Annotated in this window: 29 protein-coding genes; 28 read left to right on the top strand and 1 reads right to left on the bottom strand. The window is 63.5% G+C overall.

Annotation, left to right across the window (positions count from 1 at the left end; genetic code table 11):
- Positions 1-42: 42 nt before the first annotated feature.
- The 28 genes from rpsJ to rplQ all read left to right on the top strand — a co-directional run bounded on the left by rpsJ (position 43) and on the right by rplQ (position 13,489).
- Positions 43-354: a 30S ribosomal protein S10 gene (gene rpsJ, locus B1A74_RS11775; RefSeq protein WP_018870684.1), complete on the top strand. Its 312-nt coding sequence runs from the start codon at positions 43-45 to the stop codon at positions 352-354.
- Between the two features lie 107 nt (positions 355-461).
- On the top strand, positions 462-1,106 hold the full coding sequence (gene rplC, locus B1A74_RS11770; RefSeq protein WP_026288932.1) for a 50S ribosomal protein L3: 645 nt from the start codon (positions 462-464) through the stop codon (positions 1,104-1,106).
- Between the two features lie 5 nt (positions 1,107-1,111).
- Positions 1,112-1,717 carry a 50S ribosomal protein L4 gene (gene rplD / locus B1A74_RS11765; RefSeq protein WP_018946636.1) on the top strand — a complete coding sequence of 202 codons (606 nt, stop codon included), beginning with the start codon at positions 1,112-1,114 and terminating at the stop codon, positions 1,715-1,717.
- Positions 1,714-2,010, top strand: coding sequence for a 50S ribosomal protein L23 (gene rplW / locus B1A74_RS11760; protein WP_018870681.1), 297 nt, complete (start codon positions 1,714-1,716; stop codon positions 2,008-2,010). The genes rplD and rplW overlap by 4 nt, the downstream gene beginning before the upstream one ends.
- Before the next feature lie 2 nt (positions 2,011-2,012).
- Positions 2,013-2,834 carry a 50S ribosomal protein L2 gene (gene rplB / locus B1A74_RS11755; RefSeq protein WP_018946635.1) on the top strand — a complete coding sequence of 274 codons (822 nt, stop codon included), beginning with the start codon at positions 2,013-2,015 and terminating at the stop codon, positions 2,832-2,834.
- A gap of 12 nt (positions 2,835-2,846) precedes the next feature.
- Entirely contained in the window at positions 2,847-3,119 is a 273-nt protein-coding gene (gene rpsS, locus B1A74_RS11750; RefSeq protein ID WP_018870679.1) for a 30S ribosomal protein S19, read from the top strand.
- Positions 3,120-3,129: 10 nt separating this feature from the next.
- Positions 3,130-3,471 (top strand): 50S ribosomal protein L22, encoded by a 342-nt coding sequence (gene rplV / locus B1A74_RS11745; protein ID WP_018946634.1) that lies wholly within the window; start codon positions 3,130-3,132, stop codon positions 3,469-3,471.
- A gap of 2 nt (positions 3,472-3,473) precedes the next feature.
- Positions 3,474-4,154 (top strand): 30S ribosomal protein S3, encoded by a 681-nt coding sequence (rpsC, locus tag B1A74_RS11740; RefSeq protein WP_018946633.1) that lies wholly within the window; start codon positions 3,474-3,476, stop codon positions 4,152-4,154.
- A gap of 10 nt (positions 4,155-4,164) precedes the next feature.
- Positions 4,165-4,578 (top strand): 50S ribosomal protein L16, encoded by a 414-nt coding sequence (gene rplP, locus B1A74_RS11735; protein WP_018870676.1) that lies wholly within the window; start codon positions 4,165-4,167, stop codon positions 4,576-4,578.
- The gene (gene rpmC, locus B1A74_RS11730) at positions 4,578-4,772 is read left to right on the top strand and encodes a 50S ribosomal protein L29 (RefSeq protein WP_018946632.1); all 195 of its coding nucleotides are present in this window, start codon (positions 4,578-4,580) and stop codon (positions 4,770-4,772) included. The genes rplP and rpmC overlap by 1 nt, the downstream gene beginning before the upstream one ends.
- A gap of 5 nt (positions 4,773-4,777) precedes the next feature.
- Positions 4,778-5,044, top strand: a complete 267-nt coding sequence (rpsQ, locus tag B1A74_RS11725) for a 30S ribosomal protein S17 (RefSeq protein WP_018870674.1) — start codon at positions 4,778-4,780, stop codon at positions 5,042-5,044.
- A gap of 22 nt (positions 5,045-5,066) precedes the next feature.
- Positions 5,067-5,435 (top strand): 50S ribosomal protein L14, encoded by a 369-nt coding sequence (gene rplN, locus B1A74_RS11720; protein WP_018870673.1) that lies wholly within the window; start codon positions 5,067-5,069, stop codon positions 5,433-5,435.
- A gap of 7 nt (positions 5,436-5,442) precedes the next feature.
- Complete coding sequence (rplX, locus tag B1A74_RS11715) at positions 5,443-5,757, top strand: 50S ribosomal protein L24 (protein ID WP_018946631.1); 315 nt, start codon at positions 5,443-5,445, stop codon at positions 5,755-5,757.
- An 18-nt stretch (positions 5,758-5,775) separates the two neighbouring features.
- On the top strand, positions 5,776-6,315 hold the full coding sequence (gene rplE, locus B1A74_RS11710; protein ID WP_018946630.1) for a 50S ribosomal protein L5: 540 nt from the start codon (positions 5,776-5,778) through the stop codon (positions 6,313-6,315).
- Between the two features lie 13 nt (positions 6,316-6,328).
- The gene (gene rpsN / locus B1A74_RS11705; RefSeq protein WP_018870670.1) at positions 6,329-6,634 is read left to right on the top strand and encodes a 30S ribosomal protein S14; all 306 of its coding nucleotides are present in this window, start codon (positions 6,329-6,331) and stop codon (positions 6,632-6,634) included.
- 12 nt (positions 6,635-6,646) lie between these two features.
- Positions 6,647-7,039: a 30S ribosomal protein S8 gene (gene rpsH / locus B1A74_RS11700; protein WP_018870669.1), complete on the top strand. Its 393-nt coding sequence runs from the start codon at positions 6,647-6,649 to the stop codon at positions 7,037-7,039.
- A gap of 10 nt (positions 7,040-7,049) precedes the next feature.
- Complete coding sequence (gene rplF, locus B1A74_RS11695; protein WP_018946628.1) at positions 7,050-7,580, top strand: 50S ribosomal protein L6; 531 nt, start codon at positions 7,050-7,052, stop codon at positions 7,578-7,580.
- A gap of 10 nt (positions 7,581-7,590) precedes the next feature.
- Positions 7,591-7,944 (top strand): 50S ribosomal protein L18, encoded by a 354-nt coding sequence (rplR, locus tag B1A74_RS11690; protein ID WP_077244739.1) that lies wholly within the window; start codon positions 7,591-7,593, stop codon positions 7,942-7,944.
- Positions 7,945-7,968: 24 nt separating this feature from the next.
- Positions 7,969-8,475 (top strand): 30S ribosomal protein S5, encoded by a 507-nt coding sequence (rpsE, locus tag B1A74_RS11685; protein WP_018870666.1) that lies wholly within the window; start codon positions 7,969-7,971, stop codon positions 8,473-8,475.
- A 2-nt stretch (positions 8,476-8,477) separates the two neighbouring features.
- The gene (gene rpmD, locus B1A74_RS11680; RefSeq protein WP_018870665.1) at positions 8,478-8,657 is read left to right on the top strand and encodes a 50S ribosomal protein L30; all 180 of its coding nucleotides are present in this window, start codon (positions 8,478-8,480) and stop codon (positions 8,655-8,657) included.
- A 1-nt stretch (position 8,658) separates the two neighbouring features.
- A complete protein-coding gene (gene rplO, locus B1A74_RS11675; protein WP_018870664.1) occupies positions 8,659-9,090 on the top strand; it encodes a 50S ribosomal protein L15 in 432 nt (143 codons plus the stop codon).
- A gap of 2 nt (positions 9,091-9,092) precedes the next feature.
- Positions 9,093-10,445, top strand: a complete 1,353-nt coding sequence (gene secY, locus B1A74_RS11670; protein WP_077244738.1) for a preprotein translocase subunit SecY — start codon at positions 9,093-9,095, stop codon at positions 10,443-10,445.
- Between the two features lie 15 nt (positions 10,446-10,460).
- Positions 10,461-10,574: a 50S ribosomal protein L36 gene (gene rpmJ / locus B1A74_RS11665; protein WP_018935185.1), complete on the top strand. Its 114-nt coding sequence runs from the start codon at positions 10,461-10,463 to the stop codon at positions 10,572-10,574.
- Positions 10,575-10,639: 65 nt separating this feature from the next.
- On the top strand, positions 10,640-10,996 hold the full coding sequence (rpsM, locus tag B1A74_RS11660) for a 30S ribosomal protein S13 (RefSeq protein ID WP_018870662.1): 357 nt from the start codon (positions 10,640-10,642) through the stop codon (positions 10,994-10,996).
- Between the two features lie 21 nt (positions 10,997-11,017).
- Complete coding sequence (gene rpsK / locus B1A74_RS11655; protein ID WP_018870661.1) at positions 11,018-11,407, top strand: 30S ribosomal protein S11; 390 nt, start codon at positions 11,018-11,020, stop codon at positions 11,405-11,407.
- 15 nt (positions 11,408-11,422) lie between these two features.
- Positions 11,423-12,043, top strand: coding sequence for a 30S ribosomal protein S4 (gene rpsD, locus B1A74_RS11650; protein ID WP_018870660.1), 621 nt, complete (start codon positions 11,423-11,425; stop codon positions 12,041-12,043).
- A 30-nt stretch (positions 12,044-12,073) separates the two neighbouring features.
- A complete protein-coding gene (locus B1A74_RS11645) occupies positions 12,074-13,063 on the top strand; it encodes a DNA-directed RNA polymerase subunit alpha (protein ID WP_018870659.1) in 990 nt (329 codons plus the stop codon).
- A gap of 42 nt (positions 13,064-13,105) precedes the next feature.
- Positions 13,106-13,489 (top strand): 50S ribosomal protein L17, encoded by a 384-nt coding sequence (gene rplQ / locus B1A74_RS11640; protein WP_077244737.1) that lies wholly within the window; start codon positions 13,106-13,108, stop codon positions 13,487-13,489.
- A gap of 119 nt (positions 13,490-13,608) precedes the next feature.
- Here the strand turns inward: rplQ and uvrA are convergent.
- On the bottom strand, positions 13,609-15,782 hold a 2,174-nt coding region (uvrA, locus tag B1A74_RS11635), incomplete at its 5' end, for an excinuclease ABC subunit UvrA (protein ID WP_077244736.1).

Genomic DNA, 15,782 nt, shown 5'->3' with positions numbered 1-15,782 from the left:
GTGGGCGCCGGCGTCGTCTCCAAGATTATCGAGTAAAGATCCATGGCTAATCAGCGTATTCGAATTCGGCTCAAGGCCTTTGACCACCGTCTCATTGACCGGTCAGCGGCCGAAATCGTGGAAACAGCGAAGCGGACCGGGGCCCGGGTCAAGGGCCCCATTCCGCTGCCGACCAAGCGGGAGTCGTACACCGTGCTGACCTCCCCGCATGTCAACAAGGACGCGCGGGATCAGTACGAGCTGCGTACCCACAAGCGCCTGATGGACATCATGGATCCCACGGACAAGACGGTGGACGCGTTGATGAAGCTGGACCTGGCCGCAGGGGTCAATGTTCAGATTCGACTTAACTAAGCGGAAACTTTCTGTCATAATATTGGGCTTTCCGTGGCCCGGCGTTCGGCGCCGGGCCACGACTTTGGGGCGCAGGGCCGCGCCAGCGATTACGAAGGGGTTGGAAAATGGCTCTTGGACTCATTGGTCGCAAGCTTGGAATGACGCGCGTGTTCACCGAAGAGGGCGCGTCGGTGCCGGTCACGGTGCTCGAGGTGGACAATAATCGCGTGGTCCAGGTTAAGCGTGCCGACAGCGATGGCTACGACGCGGTGCAGGTCACGGCCGGCTCGCGCAAGCCGCAGCGGGTGAACCGCGCGGCGAGCGGGCACTTCGCCAGGGCCGAAGTCGAACCCGGGCGAGGGCTCTGGGAATTCCGCCTCGATGGTGAGGAGGCCGAGGGCCTGAGCCCGGGCGACGCGATGACCGTCGAACGGTTCGAAGAGGGCCAGATGGTCGACGTGACCGCGCAGAGCAAGGGCAAGGGTTTCCAGGGGACGGTCAAGCGGCACAACTTCCGTACTCAGGACGCCACCCACGGTAACTCGCTGGCCCATCGGGCGCCGGGATCAATCGGGCAGAACCAGAGCCCGGGTCGCGTGTTCAAGGGCAAGAAGATGGCGGGCCAGATGGGCGCCGAGCGAAAGACCATTCAGAATCTCAGTGTGGTCCGGGTCGATGCGGATCGCGGACTGCTGTTGGTCAAGGGTGCCGTTCCCGGTCCGTCCAGCGCGGACGTGATGATCCGGCCGGCAGTCAAGGCGAAGGGTTGATAACGATGCAGATGACAACAGCCGATACCGGGGCCAGTGTGGAGCTTTCGCCCGCCTGCTTCGAACGCGAGTTCAATGACTCGCTGGTCCACCAGGCCGTGGTGGCGCAATTGGCGGCCGCCCGTCGTGGGACCCGCGCGCAAAAGACTCGTTCGCAGGTCTCCGGAGGCGGTATCAAGCCGTTTCGGCAGAAGGGTACGGGGCGAGCGCGCGCCGGTACGATCCGTAGTCCGCTGTGGATCGGTGGCGGCAAGGTGTTTGCGGCTCGCACGCGGGATTTCTCGCAGAAGCTGAACCGGAAGATGTATCGCGCCGCGCTGGCGTCGATCCTTTCCGAGCTGGTGCGGCAAGAACGGCTGAAGATCGTTTCCAGCTTCAGCGTGGATAGCGGCAAGACGCGTGATGGCGTCGCCGCGCTGCGCCAGCTCGGGATGGAGTCCGGTCTCGTCGTCCTCGATGCCGAGGATGAGCGGACCGACCGGGCATTGAGGAACGTGCCGCGCGTGGATGTGGCGACCCTGGGCGAGATCGGTCCGGCCAATCTCGTCGGAGCCGAAACCGTGGTGATGACCGAAGCGACCGTGCGCCGGATCGAGGAGTGGTTGGCATGAATGGCCGTCTGATGCAGGTAATCCAGGGCCCGGTGGTGTCGGAAAAAGCGACGATGGCCGGGGAGGTCGGGCAATACGTGTTCAAGGTGCTGCCCGATGCAAGCAAGGCCGAGGTGAAGGCTGCCGTCGAGCAGCTCTTCGAGGTGCGCGTGGAAGGCGTGCGCACGCTGCGGCAGCAGGGCAAGACCAAGCGGTTCGGTCGCCAGTTCGGGCGGCGGAATCACTGGAAAAAGGCCTATGTGTCGCTGGCCCCGGGCGAAAGCATTGACATGGGTGAAGGGGAGCAGCTCTGATCATGGCTATTATCAAGACCAACCCCACGTCGGCCGGTCGCCGGCACACGGTGCAGATTCGCGGAGACGGTCTGCATCGAGGCGAACCATATCCGGGCCTCGTCGAGAAGAAGCAGCGGACCGGCGGGCGCAACAACACCGGCCGCATCACTTCGCGGCATATCGGCGGTGGGCACAAGCAGCGCTACCGCACGGTCGACTTCAAGCGGACGAAGGATAATATTCCGGCTCGCGTCGAGCGGCTGGAATACGATCCGAACCGCAGTGCTCATCTGGCGCTTCTGCTGTATCGCGATGGCGAACGTCGGTATATCATTGCGCCGCGCGGGCTGAAAGTCGGGGACACCGTTTCGAGCGGCTCGCAGGCGCCGATCCGGCCCGGCAATGCCATGGCGCTGCGGTCCATCCCGGTGGGCACCACGGTGCACGGCATCGAGCTGAAGCCTGGCAAGGGCGCGCAGCTAGTGCGCTCGGCCGGTGGCAGCGCGCAGGTGGTGGCCCGTGAAGGGCAGCTGGCAACGGTCCGGCTCGCGTCCGGAGAGATGCGCCGCATTCAGTCCGAGTGCCGTGCCGTGGTCGGCGAAGTCGGACACTCCGAGCATTCCCTGCGCAAGTTTGGCAAGGCCGGCGCACGCCGCTGGCAGGGCAAGCGCCCGACGGTCCGCGGTACGGCGATGAACCCGGTCGACCATCCGCATGGGGGCGGTGAAGGCCGCAACTTCGGTCGCCATCCGGTGACCCCGTGGGGGCGCCCGACCAAGGGATTCAAGACCCGTAACAACAAACGTACCGACCGCATGATTGTGCGTCGGCGCAAGAAGTAACGGAGCACGAGCATGCCGCGTTCACTGAAGAAAGGCCCGTTCGTTGACCATCACCTGCGCCAGAAGGTGGAAGTGGCGGCGGAAAAGAACGACCGTCGTCCGATCAAGACCTGGTCCCGGCGTTCGATGATCATTCCGCAGATGGTGGGTCTCACCATCGCGGTGCATAACGGGCGGCAGCATGTCCCGGTGCTCATCAACGAGAACATGGTTGGCCACAAGTTGGGCGAATTCGCCGCGACCCGGACCTTCAAGGGTCACATCGCCAACAAGAAATCGCGCTGAGGACGGTTTGATGGAAACGATCGCAAAACTCCGGTTCGCGCGGATGTCGCCGCAAAAAGCGCGGCTGATTGCTGACCAGGTTCGCGGCATGCCGGTAGAAAAGGCGCTGAACGAACTTGCGTTCAGCCGCAAGAAACCGGCGGCCATCGTCAAGAAGGTGCTGGAATCGGCCATCGCGAACGCCGAAAACAACGACGGGGCCGACATCGACGAACTGCGCGTGTCGCGGATCCAGGTCGACGAAGGCCCGGTGCTGAAGCGCATGCAGGCCCGCGCGAAGGGCCGCGGCAACCGTATTCTTAAGCGCACGAGCCACGTGATCGTGGGTGTCAGCGAGAAGGGGGCGAAGTAAGCATGGGTAACAAGGTACATCCGACCGGCATTCGCCTCGGCATCTCGCGCCCGTGGTCCGCCACCTGGTATGCGGACGGCGAGGACTTCGGCGCTACGCTGAACAACGACATCCAGCTGCGGGAATTCCTCCTGAAACGGCTGAGCCACGCGTCCGTGAGCCGCGTGATCATCGAGCGCCCCGCTAAGGCAGCGCACATCACGATTCAGACGGCACGTCCGGGTATCGTGATTGGCAAGAAGGGCGAAGACATCGAGAAGCTGCGCCGGGAAGTGGCGCGCGAGACGGGTCTGGACCAGGGTTCGGTCAAGATCAATATCGAGGAGGTCCGCAAGCCCGAAATCGAGGCCCAGCTGGTGGCCGAGGGCATCGCCCAGCAGCTGGAGCGCCGCATCATGTTCCGTCGGGCGATGAAGCGGGCGGTGGGCAACGCGGTGCGCCTGGGCGCCGAAGGCATCAAGGTGCATGTTTCGGGTCGCCTGAATGGCGCCGAAATCGCCCGGTCCGAGTGGTATCGGGAGGGTCGTGTTCCGCTGCATACGCTTCGTGCGGATATTGACTACGGATTCGCAGAGGCGCGAACGACTTACGGAATCATCGGCGTGAAGGTCTGGATCTTCAAGGGTGAGGTCTTCAGCCTGGAGCCCACCGAAGGCCGCCGCGCCGCGGCCAACGCGAGCTAGGACATAAGCCATGTTGCAGCCAAAAAGAACCAAGTTCAGGAAGCAGTTCAAGGGGCGCAACCGCGGTATGGCGTCCGTGGGGGCCAAGGTGAGCTTCGGCGAGTACGGGCTCCAGGCGGTCGAGCGCGGTCGCGTGAACGCCCGGCAGATCGAAGCCGCACGGCGGGCGATGGTCCGTCACATCAAGCGCGGCGGAAAGATCTGGATTCGGGTGTTCCCCGATGTGCCCGTCACCAGTAAGCCTCTCGAAGTCCGCATGGGCAAGGGCAAGGGCGGTGTCGAGTACTGGGTATGCAAGGTCCAGCCGGGCCGCATGCTTTACGAAATGGAAGGGGTCAACGAGGACGTCGCGCGCGAGGCGTTTCGGCTCGCCGCTGCGAAGCTCCCCGTGAAGACCGTGTTTACGCGTCGGCAGGTGATGTGATGAAAACGTCCGAACTCAGGAACAAGTCCGATCAGGAACTCGGGGGCGAACTCGAGGCCCTGTACAAGGAACAGTTCGGTCTGCGCATGCAGCAGGCCGTCGGGCAGCTTTCGCGTCCCGACCGCATGAAAACCGTGCGGCGCGACATCGCCCGGATCAAGACGCTGATGAACGAACGCAGAACGGCGGGTTAACGAAGATGAACCAGGAAACGACGAAAACCCAGCGCTCCGTTGTGGGTCGCGTGGTCAGCGACAAGATGGACAAGACCCGCACGGTCGTGGTTGAACGGCGCGTTCGGCACCCGCTGTATGGCAAGTTCATTCGCCGCTCGACGAAGCTCCGCGTCCATGACGAGGAAAACGTGTCGAAGGAAGGCGATCGCGTACGGGTTCGGGAGTGCCGGCCCATGTCGAAACAGAAGCGCTTTGCCCTGATCGAAGTGGTCGGGCGCGACGCGCTGTGAACCGGATCCCGGGAGAACATCCATGATTCAGATGCAGACCGTCCTTGAAGCCGCCGATAACTCCGGCGCGCGCCGCATGCAGTGCATCAAGGTCCTGGGCGGATCCCATCGGCGATACGCGCGGATCGGGGACGTCATCAAGGTGTCCGTCAAGGACGCCATTCCCCGGGGCAAGGTCAAGAAAGGCGACGTGTACAATGCCGTGGTCGTGCGTACCGCCTCCGGCGTCCGTCGCTCCGATGGATCGGTGATCCGGTTTGACCGTAACGCTGCGGTGCTGCTGAACAGCCAGTACCAGCCGGTCGGGACCCGCATCTTTGGCCCGGTGACCCGTGAACTGCGTGGAGAGAATTACATGAAGATCATTTCTCTCGCGCCGGAAGTGCTTTGAGGACGTCATGAAAAAGATTCGCAAGGGTGACGATGTCGTCGTGATCGCCGGTAAGGACAAGGGCCGGCGTGGCACGGTGATCAAGGTGCAGGACGACCAGGTCCTGGTGCAGAACATCAACATGGCGAAGAAACACCAGAAACCGAATCCGCAGCAGGGCGTCAGCGGCGGCATCATCGAGAAGGAGATGCCGATGCATATTTCGAACGTTATGCTGTACAACCCGGCAACCGCCAAGGGTGACCGGGTCGGAATTCGGACGCTGGAAGATGGCCGAAAGGTTCGGGTGTATCGCTCGAACGACGAGGTCGTGGACGCTTAACTGCAGGAATATCGGTTTATGGAACGCTTGAAAGAAGATTACGAGTCCAGGATCAAGCCGGCCCTGCAGGAGCAGTTCGGTTACGGCAACGTCATGGAGATCCCGCAGGTCACCAAGGTCACCCTGAACATGGGGCTTGGAGATGCGGTCGCTGACAAGAAGATCATCGAGCATGCGATGGGCGACATGACGGCGATCGCGGGGCAGAAGCCGGTCGTGACCCGGGCGCGCAAATCCATCGCCGGATTCAAGATTCGCGACGGATATCCGATCGGTTGCAAGGTGACGTTGCGGCGCCGCCAGATGTACGAGTTTCTGGATCGTCTGATCAATATCGCGCTGCCTCGTGTACGCGATTTCCGCGGCTTCAGTCCGAAGGCGTTTGACGGCCGCGGCAATTACACCCTCGGGGTGAAGGAACAGATCATCTTTCCGGAGATCGATTACGACCGCGTCGATCGCCTCCGGGGGATGGACATTACGATTACGACCAGCGCCAAGACGGACGCGGAAGCCCGGGCTCTCCTGGAGGCCTTCAACTTCCCCTTCCGGCAGTAAAGAGGTAAGAGGAATGGCCAAGGTATCGATGGTCCAGCGTGAGCGTAAGCGTGAGCGCCTGGCGAAGAAGCACGCCGAGAAACGGCAGGAACTCAAGGCGATTCTCGTCGACGAGAACCGGTCCGGCGAAGAGCGTCTGGAGGCGATGAACAAGCTGCAGAAGCTGCCGCGTGACTCCAGTCCCGTGCGGCAGAAGAATCGCTGTGCCGTGACCGGTCGGCCGAAGGGTTACTATCGCCGGTTTGGCCTGGGCCGAAACAAGCTTCGCGAGTACGCCATGAAGGGCGAGATTCCGGGGCTGCGCAAGGCGAGCTGGTAAGGAGAAACCGCCATGATGACCGATCCGATCGCCGACATGCTCACCCGGCTGCGCAATGCACAGCGCGCCGACAAGGAGCAGGTGTCGATCCCGTATAGCAAGAACAAGGAAGCGATTCTCCGTGTTTTCGCGGACGAGGGCTTCATCGCCGATTACCGTTCGGAAGGCGAAGGTGCTCGCAAGGTGTTGATCGCCACCCTGAAATATTTTCAGGGCCAGCCGGTGATCGAGACCGTTCAGCGCATCTCGCGGCCGGGGCTGCGGATTTACCGCGGCAAAAACGAGCTGCCCCGCATCAATGCCGGTCTGGGTGTGGCCGTGATCTCCACGCCGCGCGGCGTGATGAGCGATCGCGCCGCACGCGAGATCGGTCAGGGCGGCGAAGTGCTCTGCAAGATCTACTGAGGACGATTCGATGTCTCGCATTGCAAATCTGCCGCTGGAGCTGCCCAACGGGGTGTCTCTCGATCAGCAGGGCGACCGCATCACGGTCAAGGGGCCCAAGGGGGAGATCTCCCTCTCCGTCCCCGAGACCGTGCTGGTCTCCGTCGAGGACAATACCGTGAGCGTGCAGCCCAGCGAGAAGGCGAAGACCTACGCGATGGCCGGAACCATTCGGTCGTTGCTCGGCAATCATGTCCATGGCGTGAGCCAGGGCTTCGAAATCGTGCTGGAACTGGTCGGGGTTGGATACCGGGCACAGGTTCAGGGCAAGAACCTGAATCTGACGCTCGGGTTTTCTCATCCCATCGATTTCACGATTCCGGAGGGCGTGACCGTCGAGGCCCGTTCGCCCACCGAAATCGCCGTGCAGGGGCATGATCGTCAGAGCGTCGGCCAGGTGGCCGCCGATATCCGCGCGCTGCGTCCCCCGGAGCCCTACAAGGGCAAGGGCGTGAAGTACAAGGACGAGCGTATCCAGCGCAAAGAAGCCAAGAAGAAGTAGGTAGGCACCAGTGGACAAGAAACAGGCCAGAATCAAGCGGGCACGTCGGGCGCGGTACAAGATTCGCGAGCAGGGCGTTCACCGTCTCTGTATCCATCGCACGCCGCGGCACATGTATGCACAGCTCATCGCCCCCAGCGGCGACAATGTGGTGGCCGCGGCCTCCACGGTCGAGAAGGACCTGCGCGAGGCAGGAACCTACACCGGGAATGCGGACGCGGCCGCGCGCGTGGGTCAGAAGATTGCCGAGCGTGCGCGCCAGGCGGGTATCCAGGAAGTCGCATTCGACCGTTCCGGATTCCGCTTCCATGGTCGGGTGAAAGCCCTGGCCGATGCTGCCCGCGAGGGCGGGCTCCAGTTCTAGCAGACGGACCCAGCGGAGATAACAATGGCACGTAATGATGTAAGTGAAGCCACCGATGGGCTCCAGGAAAAGCTGATCGGCGTCAACCGTGTAGCCAAGGTCGTCAAGGGCGGCCGGCAGTTCCGGTTCGCCGCCCTGACGGTAGTCGGCGATGGCGAAGGCCGCGTGGGCTTCGGGTATGGCAAGGCGCGCGAGGTTCCGCAGGCGATTCAGAAGGCGATGCAGCAGGCGCGCCTCGAAATGCGGGATGTGGCGTTGCAGGAGGGCACGTTGCACTACGCCGTGAACGGCCGCCACGGGGCGGCGAAGGTCTACATGCAGCCGGCGTCCGAAGGTACCGGAATCATCGCCGGCGGCGCGATGCGCGCGGTCCTGGAGGTCGCGGGCGTCAAGAACGTTCTGGCGAAATGTGTCGGATCCCGCAACCCCATCAATGTGGTGCAGGCGACGATCAACGGACTGGCCATGGTGAACTCGCCCGAACTGATCGCGGCGAAGCGCGGCAAGTCGGTCGAAGACGTGAAGAGCTGATCATGAGCAAACTCAAAGTGAAACTCGTGCGCAGTCCGGCGAATCGAATCCGCAGCCACAAGGCGACGGTTCGGGGTCTCGGTCTGCGCCGGATGCACAGCACCTCGGTGATCGAGGCGACGCCCGAGAATCTGGGGATGGTGCGCAAGGTGCGCTATCTCCTGGACGTAGAGGAAGTCTGAAATGCGACTGAATGAGATTGCGAGCCCGCAGGGCGCCCGGAAGGCCGGGAAACGGGTCGGTCGCGGCATCGGCTCCGGCCTGGGAAAGACCGGCGGACGTGGCCACAAGGGGCAGAAATCTCGCTCCGGCGGTTTCACCAAGACCGGCTTTGAGGGTGGCCAGATGCCGTTGCAGCGTCGGCTGCCCAAGGTCGGCTTCCGCTCGCGCCGGCAGGCCGAAACGGCCGAAGTGCGCCTGAACGAACTGAACCGCGTTGGCGGCGAGGTCAGTCTGGAGACGCTGAAGCAGGCGGGTGTCATCCCGGCCGAGGCGCGTGCAGCGAAGATCTTCGCCTCGGGCGAGGTGTCCGGTGCGGTCACCGTCCGTGGTGTCCGGGTCTCCAGGGGTGCGCGCGCGGCGATCGAGGCCGCGGGCGGCAGCGTCGAGGTCTGACAATGGCGCGCGGACCGGCAGCCCGAGCGGGTGGTGGAGGCGGACTGACCGGCTTCACCGAGTTGCGCAAACGCCTGCTGTTCGTGCTGGGCGCGCTGGTGGTCTATCGGATCGGGACGTTCATTCCGGTGCCGGGCATCAATCCGGTCGCGGTTCAGCAGTTCTTTGAACAGCAAAGCGGCACCATCCTGGACATGTTCAACATGTTCTCCGGCGGTGCGCTGGAGCGTCTGTCGGTCTTTGCGCTGGGAGTGATGCCGTATATCTCGGCGGCCATCATCATGCAGCTTCTGGCTGCGGTGGTGCCGTCTCTGCAGCAATTGAAAAAGGAAGGGGAAGCCGGCCGCCGGAAGATCACACAGTACACGCGGTATGGCACCGTGGTGCTGGCTCTGTTTCAGAGTATCGGGATCGGTATCGCGCTGAACGGGCAGACCATCCAGGGCATGCCGATGGCGTTGAATCCGGGTCCGATCTTCATCTTCACCGTGGTGGTGTCGCTGGTCACGGGAACGCTGTTCCTCATGTGGCTCGGTGAACAGATCACGGAACGGGGCATTGGTAACGGCATTTCGATCATCATCTTCGCCGGAATCGTGGCGGGTCTGCCGAACGCGATTGGCGGAACGCTGGAACTGGCGCGGACAGGCGAGCTGGCTGCCGCCTTTGTGGTGATCCTGCTGATCCTGGCGCTGGCGGTTACGGCCTTCGTGGTCTTCGTGGAGCGCGGCCAGCGGCGAATTACGATCAACTACGCCAAACGGCAGGTGGGTCGCAAGATGGTCGGTGGGCAGTCGTCCCACCTTCCGTTGAAGCTGAACATGGCCGGGGTGATCCCACCGATCTTCGCGTCGAGCATCATCCTCTTCCCGTCGACACTGGGACAGTGGTTCGGGCAGGCCGAGGGGATGGACTGGCTGCGGGAGATCTCGACCACGCTGGCGCCCGGGCAACCGTTGTACGTGGGCTTTTATGCCGCCGCGATCATATTTTTCTGCTTCTTCTATACCGCGCTGGTATTCAATTCGCGGGATACGGCGGAGAACCTGAAAAAACAGGGTGCGTTCATTCCCGGGATCCGTCCCGGTGTGCAGACGGAGCGCTACATCGACGGTGTGATGACCCGGCTGACAGCAGTGGGTGCGGTGTACATCACCGCGGTGTGTCTGCTGCCCGAGTTCCTCATCCTGTACTGGAACGTGCCGTTCTACTTTGGCGGGACGTCGCTGCTGATCATCGTGATCGTGGTCATGGACTTCATGGCGCAGCTGCAGTCGCACCTGGTATCGCACCAGTATGAAGGCCTGATGAAGAAGGCGAATCTCAAGGGTTTCGGCGGGACCGGGATCCGCTAGCACAGGAGAAGTAAAATGAAGGTACGCGCATCCGTTAAGCCGATTTGCCGCAACTGCAAGGTGGTGCGTCGCAACGGGACCGTTCGTGTGATCTGTACGGAAGCCCGTCACAAGCAGCGCCAGGGCTGAGCTTGGCCGCTGACCGAAACGCTGATACTATAGTCGGCTTTGCCGAATCTTGATGGAGAAGTTGGATGGCTCGCGTCGCTGGAATCAATATTCCTGATCAGAAGCATACGGTGATCGCACTGACGTCGATCTATGGCATTGGTCCCACGCGTGCCCGGCATATCTGCGATTCCGCCGGGGTGCGTCCGGAGATGAAGGTGAGGGATCTCACCGATGCCGAGGTGGATGCGCTGCGGGCCGAGGTCGACAAGTTCCCGGTGGAAGGGGACCTGCGGCGCGAGATCAGCATGAACATCAAGCGACTGATGGATCTCGGTTGCTACCGGGGCGTACGCCATCGTCGCGGCCTTCCGCTGCGCGGGCAGCAGACGCAGACCAACGCGCGCACCCGCAAGGGCCCGCGGCGTCCGATTCGCAAGTAACACGACTGGGAATACAGGTTAATGGCACAAGCGCAGACCCGGACCAAGAAAAAGGTCCGCAAGAACATCGCCGAGGGCGTCGCGCATGTCTACGCGACGTTCAACAACACGATCATCACCATCACCGATCGCCAGGGCAACGCCATCAGCTGGGCGACGTCCGGCGGGTCCGGCTTTCGCGGCTCGCGCAAGTCGACGCCCTTCGCCGCGCAGGTGGCGGCCGAGCGCGCCGGCAATGCAGCGGCGGAGCACGGGGTGAAGAACCTGGACGTCGAGGTCCGCGGCCCGGGGCCGGGGCGCGAGTCGGCGGTGCGTGCGCTGAATAACGCGGGTTTCAAGATCACGAACATCAGTGACGTGACACCAATCCCGCACAATGGTTGCCGGCCGCCCAAGAAGCGGCGCGTCTGAGGCTGGAGTCGAATTATGGGTCGTTATATTGGACCGAAGTGCAAACTGAGTCGTCGCGAGGGTGCCGATCTCGGTCTGAAGAGCCGGGCGCGCGCACTCGAGACGAAGTGCAAGCTGGATCAGCCGCCGGGTCAGCATGGCGAACGCCGTACGCGGCTTTCGGACTATGCGGTACAGCTGCGCGAGAAGCAGAAGCTGCGCCGGACGTACGGTGTACAGGAAAAGCAGTTTCGTAATTATTACCACAAGGCTGCGCAACGGAAGGGTTCGACCGGGGAGAATCTCCTGAAGCTCCTCGAAGGCCGTCTGGATAACGTGGTCTATCGCATGGGCTTCGGCTCGACGCGCTCCGAAGCGCGCCAGCTCGTGGCGCATCGCGCGATTCTGGTCAATGGCCGGGTTGTGAACGTGGCGGCCTATCAGGTTCAGCCGGCGGATGTGGTGAGTGTTCGCGAGAAGGCCCGCAAGCAGGTTCGGATCCAGGATTCCATGACCCTGGCCGAACAAAGCGGCCTGCCCGAGTGGGTGGAGGTCGACAGCAGCAAGTTCGAGGGCACCTTCAAGGCGGTGCCGGATCGTGCGGATCTGCCGGCCGACATCAACGAGTCGCTCGTCGTCGAGCTTTATTCGAAGTAACCGCCAGCGGGCATTTCGCCGGGAGCATCAATGCAAGCCAACGAACTGGTCAACAAACAGCAGATCGAGGTCGAGTCCGAGGCGCGGAATCAGTCGCGCGTGGCGCTCGAGCCGCTGGAGCGGGGATTCGGGCACACGCTCGGCAATGCGCTGCGGCGGGTGCTGCTGTCTTCGATCCCGGGTGCGGCGATCGTCGAAGCCCGCATCGAGGGCGTGCTGCACGAGTACACGACCATTGAGGGTGTGCAGGAAGACGTCGTGGACATCCTGCTCAACCTGAAGGGCGTGGCGCTGCGCATGCATGCGCGGGATGAGTCGACGCTCACGCTGAAGAAAAAGGGTCCGTGTACGGTGACCGCTGCGGACATCCAGGTGGACCATGACGTCGAAGTGGTCAATCCGGAGCACGTGATCGCCACGATCAACAAGGACGTTGAACTGGACATGACGCTGACGGCGCGCACGGGGGAAGGCTACGAGCCGGTCACCGCCCGCCAGAGCGGCGGCGAGACGGACGAAACCGGGATTGGTCGTCTGCAGCTGGACGCGACGTTCAGCCCGATTCGTCGTGTGGCGTATCGGGTGGAAAGCGCCCGTCTGGCCCAACGTACGGACATGGATCGGCTGGTGCTGGAGCTGGAAACGAACGGAGCAATTGCTCCGGACGATGCCGTTCGGCAGGCTGCGACCATCCTGCAGGGGCAACTGGCGCCGTTCGTCGATCTGCAGGAAGAGGCCGCCGAAACCGCGACCGGTGGTGCCAGTGCCGTGGATCCGGTGCTGCTGCGTCCGGTGGACGAGCTTGAGCTTACCGTGCGCTCGGCGAACTGCCTGAAGGCCGAGAACCTGTACTACATCGGTGATCTGGTCCAGCGTACGGAAGTGGAGCTGCTGCGTGCCCCGAATCTCGGCAAGAAGTCGCTGACCGAGATCAAGGACACGCTTGCGACCCACGGGCTTTCCCTGGGTATGCGGCTGGAAAACTGGCCGCCGCCGGGTTTGCGGGACGAGAACGAGTAATCAGTGGGCGTCACACGCCAATAGCATTCAGAGGATAGTCCAATGCGTCATCGTCATTCCGGCCGGCAGCTCGGCCGCAACAGTTCGCACCGCAAGGCCACCATGAAGGCGCTGACGAATGCGCTCATTCGGCACGAGCTGATCAAGACCACACTGCCCAAGGCGAAGGAGCTTCGCCGGGTAGCCGAGCCGTTGATCACCCTGTCGAAGAATGACAACGTGCATGCACGGCGCGAGGCGTTCTCCCGGCTGCGGGACAAGGAAACCGTAGGCAAGCTGTTTTCCCAGCTTGGTCCGCGTTATCAGGAACGTCCGGGTGGGTATCTTCGCATCCTCAAGTGCGGCTTCCGCGCGGGGGACAACGCGCCGATGGCCTACGTGGAGCTGGTGGACCGTCCGATGCCTGACGAGGAAGAGGCGGCCTGACGCCAGGTCGGTTGCCGCTGTGAGATGAGGCCGCCCTTCGGGGCGGCCTTTTTCGTTTGGGGATCGTGGTCTGGCCCGTGGGGTAACAGTGCGGGCGGGTCGAGTTTGCGCCGGGCGCGTCAGGCAGAGGCATTCTCGCTGGCGGGCCAGGGGGTGAGCATCGGGCCGAGGAAGTGGCCGGTATGGCTGGCGGGGGTGGCCGCGACGGTTTCGGGTGTTCCGGCGACGATCAGCTGCCCGCCCCCGCTGCCGCCCTCGGGTCCGATGTCGACCAGCCAGTCGGCCGTCTTGATGACGTCCAGGTTGTGTTCGATGACCACGATGGTGTTGCCGTGGTCGCGCAGACGATGCAGGACGCGAAGCAGCTGGGCGATATCCTCGAAGTGGAGACCCGTAGTCGGTTCGTCGAGGATGTAGAGGGTCTTGCCGGTGTCGCGTTTGGACAGTTCGCGGGCGAGCTTGATGCGCTGGGCTTCGCCGCCGGAGAGGGTGGTGGCGTTCTGCCCGAGCTGGATGTAGGAAAGCCCGACCTCCATCAGCATTTCGAGCTTGCGATGGATGACGGGTACCGGCTGGAAGAAGTCCAGCGCCTCTTCGACGGTCATCTCGAGGACCTCGTGGATGTTCTTTCCCTTGTAACGAACCTCGAGGGTCTCGCGGTTGTAGCGCTGGCCGCGGCACACGTCGCAGGGCACGTAGACGTCCGGGAGGAAGTGCATCTCGACCTTGATGACGCCATCACCCTGGCAGGCCTCGCAGCGCCCGCCGCGCACGTTGAAGGAAAAGCGGCCGGGCTTGTAGCCGCGTGAGCGGGCCTCAGCGGTGGCGGCGAACAGCTCCCGGATGGGGGTGAACAGGCCGGTGTAGGTCGCGGGGTTGGATCTTGGCGTGCGGCCGATCGGGCTCTGGTCGATGTCGACCACCTTGTCGATCCGCTCGAGCCCTTCGATGCGGTCGTGGTCGGCGACCGGATGCCGCGCGTTGTGCAGGGTGTTGGCGGCGGCGGGATACAGGGTGGCGTTGACCAGGGTGGACTTGCCGGAGCCGGAGACACCGGTCACGCAGGTGAACAGCCCCAGTGGGAATTCAAAGTCGCCGCCGCGCAGATTGTTGCCGCGCGCACCGCGAACCCGGAGTGTATGGTCCGGATCGGCGGCGTGGCGCTGGTCGGGGATCGCGATACTGCGCCGCCCCGAGAGGTAGGCGCCGGTCAGGGAGCCTTCGCTGGCGGCGATCTCGGCCGGTGTGCCCGCGGCCACGACTTCACCGCCATGGCGGCCGGCCCCGGGTCCGATGTCGAGGACATGATCGGCTTCGCGGATGGCGTCCTCGTCATGTTCCACCACGATGACCGTGTTGCCGAGGTCGCGCAGGCTGGCCAGGGTGTTGAGCAGGCGCGCGTTGTCCCGCTGGTGCAGGCCGATGGAGGGTTCGTCGAGGATGTACATCACGCCGACCAGTGCCGAGCCGATCTGTGACGCCAGGCGGATGCGCTGGGCCTCGCCGCCGGAGAGGGTTTCGGCGGAACGGTCCAGCGTCAGGTAGTCCAGGCCCACATCCACCAGGAAACCGAGCCGCGCGGCGATCTCGCGGACGATCTTTTCCGCGATGCGTGCGAAACGCCCCGGCAGCTCGAGGTCGTCGAAGAAGGCCTGGGCGCCGGCGACGCTCATGTGCGTGATCTCCGGCAGGGTGTGGCCCTTGACGAACACGTTGCGAGCGGCGGCATTGAGACGGGTGCCATGGCAGGAGGGGCAGGGCTGCTCGTTGAGATAGCGCCCCAGTTCCTCGCGCACGGCTGCCGAATCGGTCTCACGATAACGGCGTTCGAGGTTGGGGATGATGCCCTCGAAGACCCGGTGGTCGGTGCGCAGGCGCCCGTTCGCGGCCGGGGTGCTCAGGGGGATCTCCTCGGTGCCGGAGCCGTGCAGGATCACGGCCCGGACCTCCGCCGGCAGGTCCTTCCACGGCGTCTCCACATCGAAGCCGTAGTGGCGTGCCAGGCTGTTCAGGAGGCTGAAGTACCAGGCGTTGCGGCGATCCCACCCCCTTACCGCGCCCCCGGCCAGGCTGACCTCGGGCTGGGCGACCACACGCTCGGGGTCGAAATACTGGTGCACGCCCAGGCCATCACAGGTGGGGCAGGCACCGGCGGGATTGTTGAAGGAGAACAGGCGCGGTTCCAGTTCGCGCAGCGCATAGCCGCACACCGGGCAGGCGAAGCGGGCCGAGAAGGTCATCGGCTCGCGTTCCGGCTCGTCCATCCAGGCGACCAGCGCCAGGCCGTCGGCCA

The sequence above is a fragment of the Thioalkalivibrio halophilus genome (genome assembly GCF_001995255.1).
GTDB lineage: Bacteria > Pseudomonadota > Gammaproteobacteria > Ectothiorhodospirales > Ectothiorhodospiraceae > Thioalkalivibrio > Thioalkalivibrio halophilus.
Note: the sequence above shows the minus strand (reverse complement) of the source record. Positions and strands in the feature narration are given on the sequence as shown.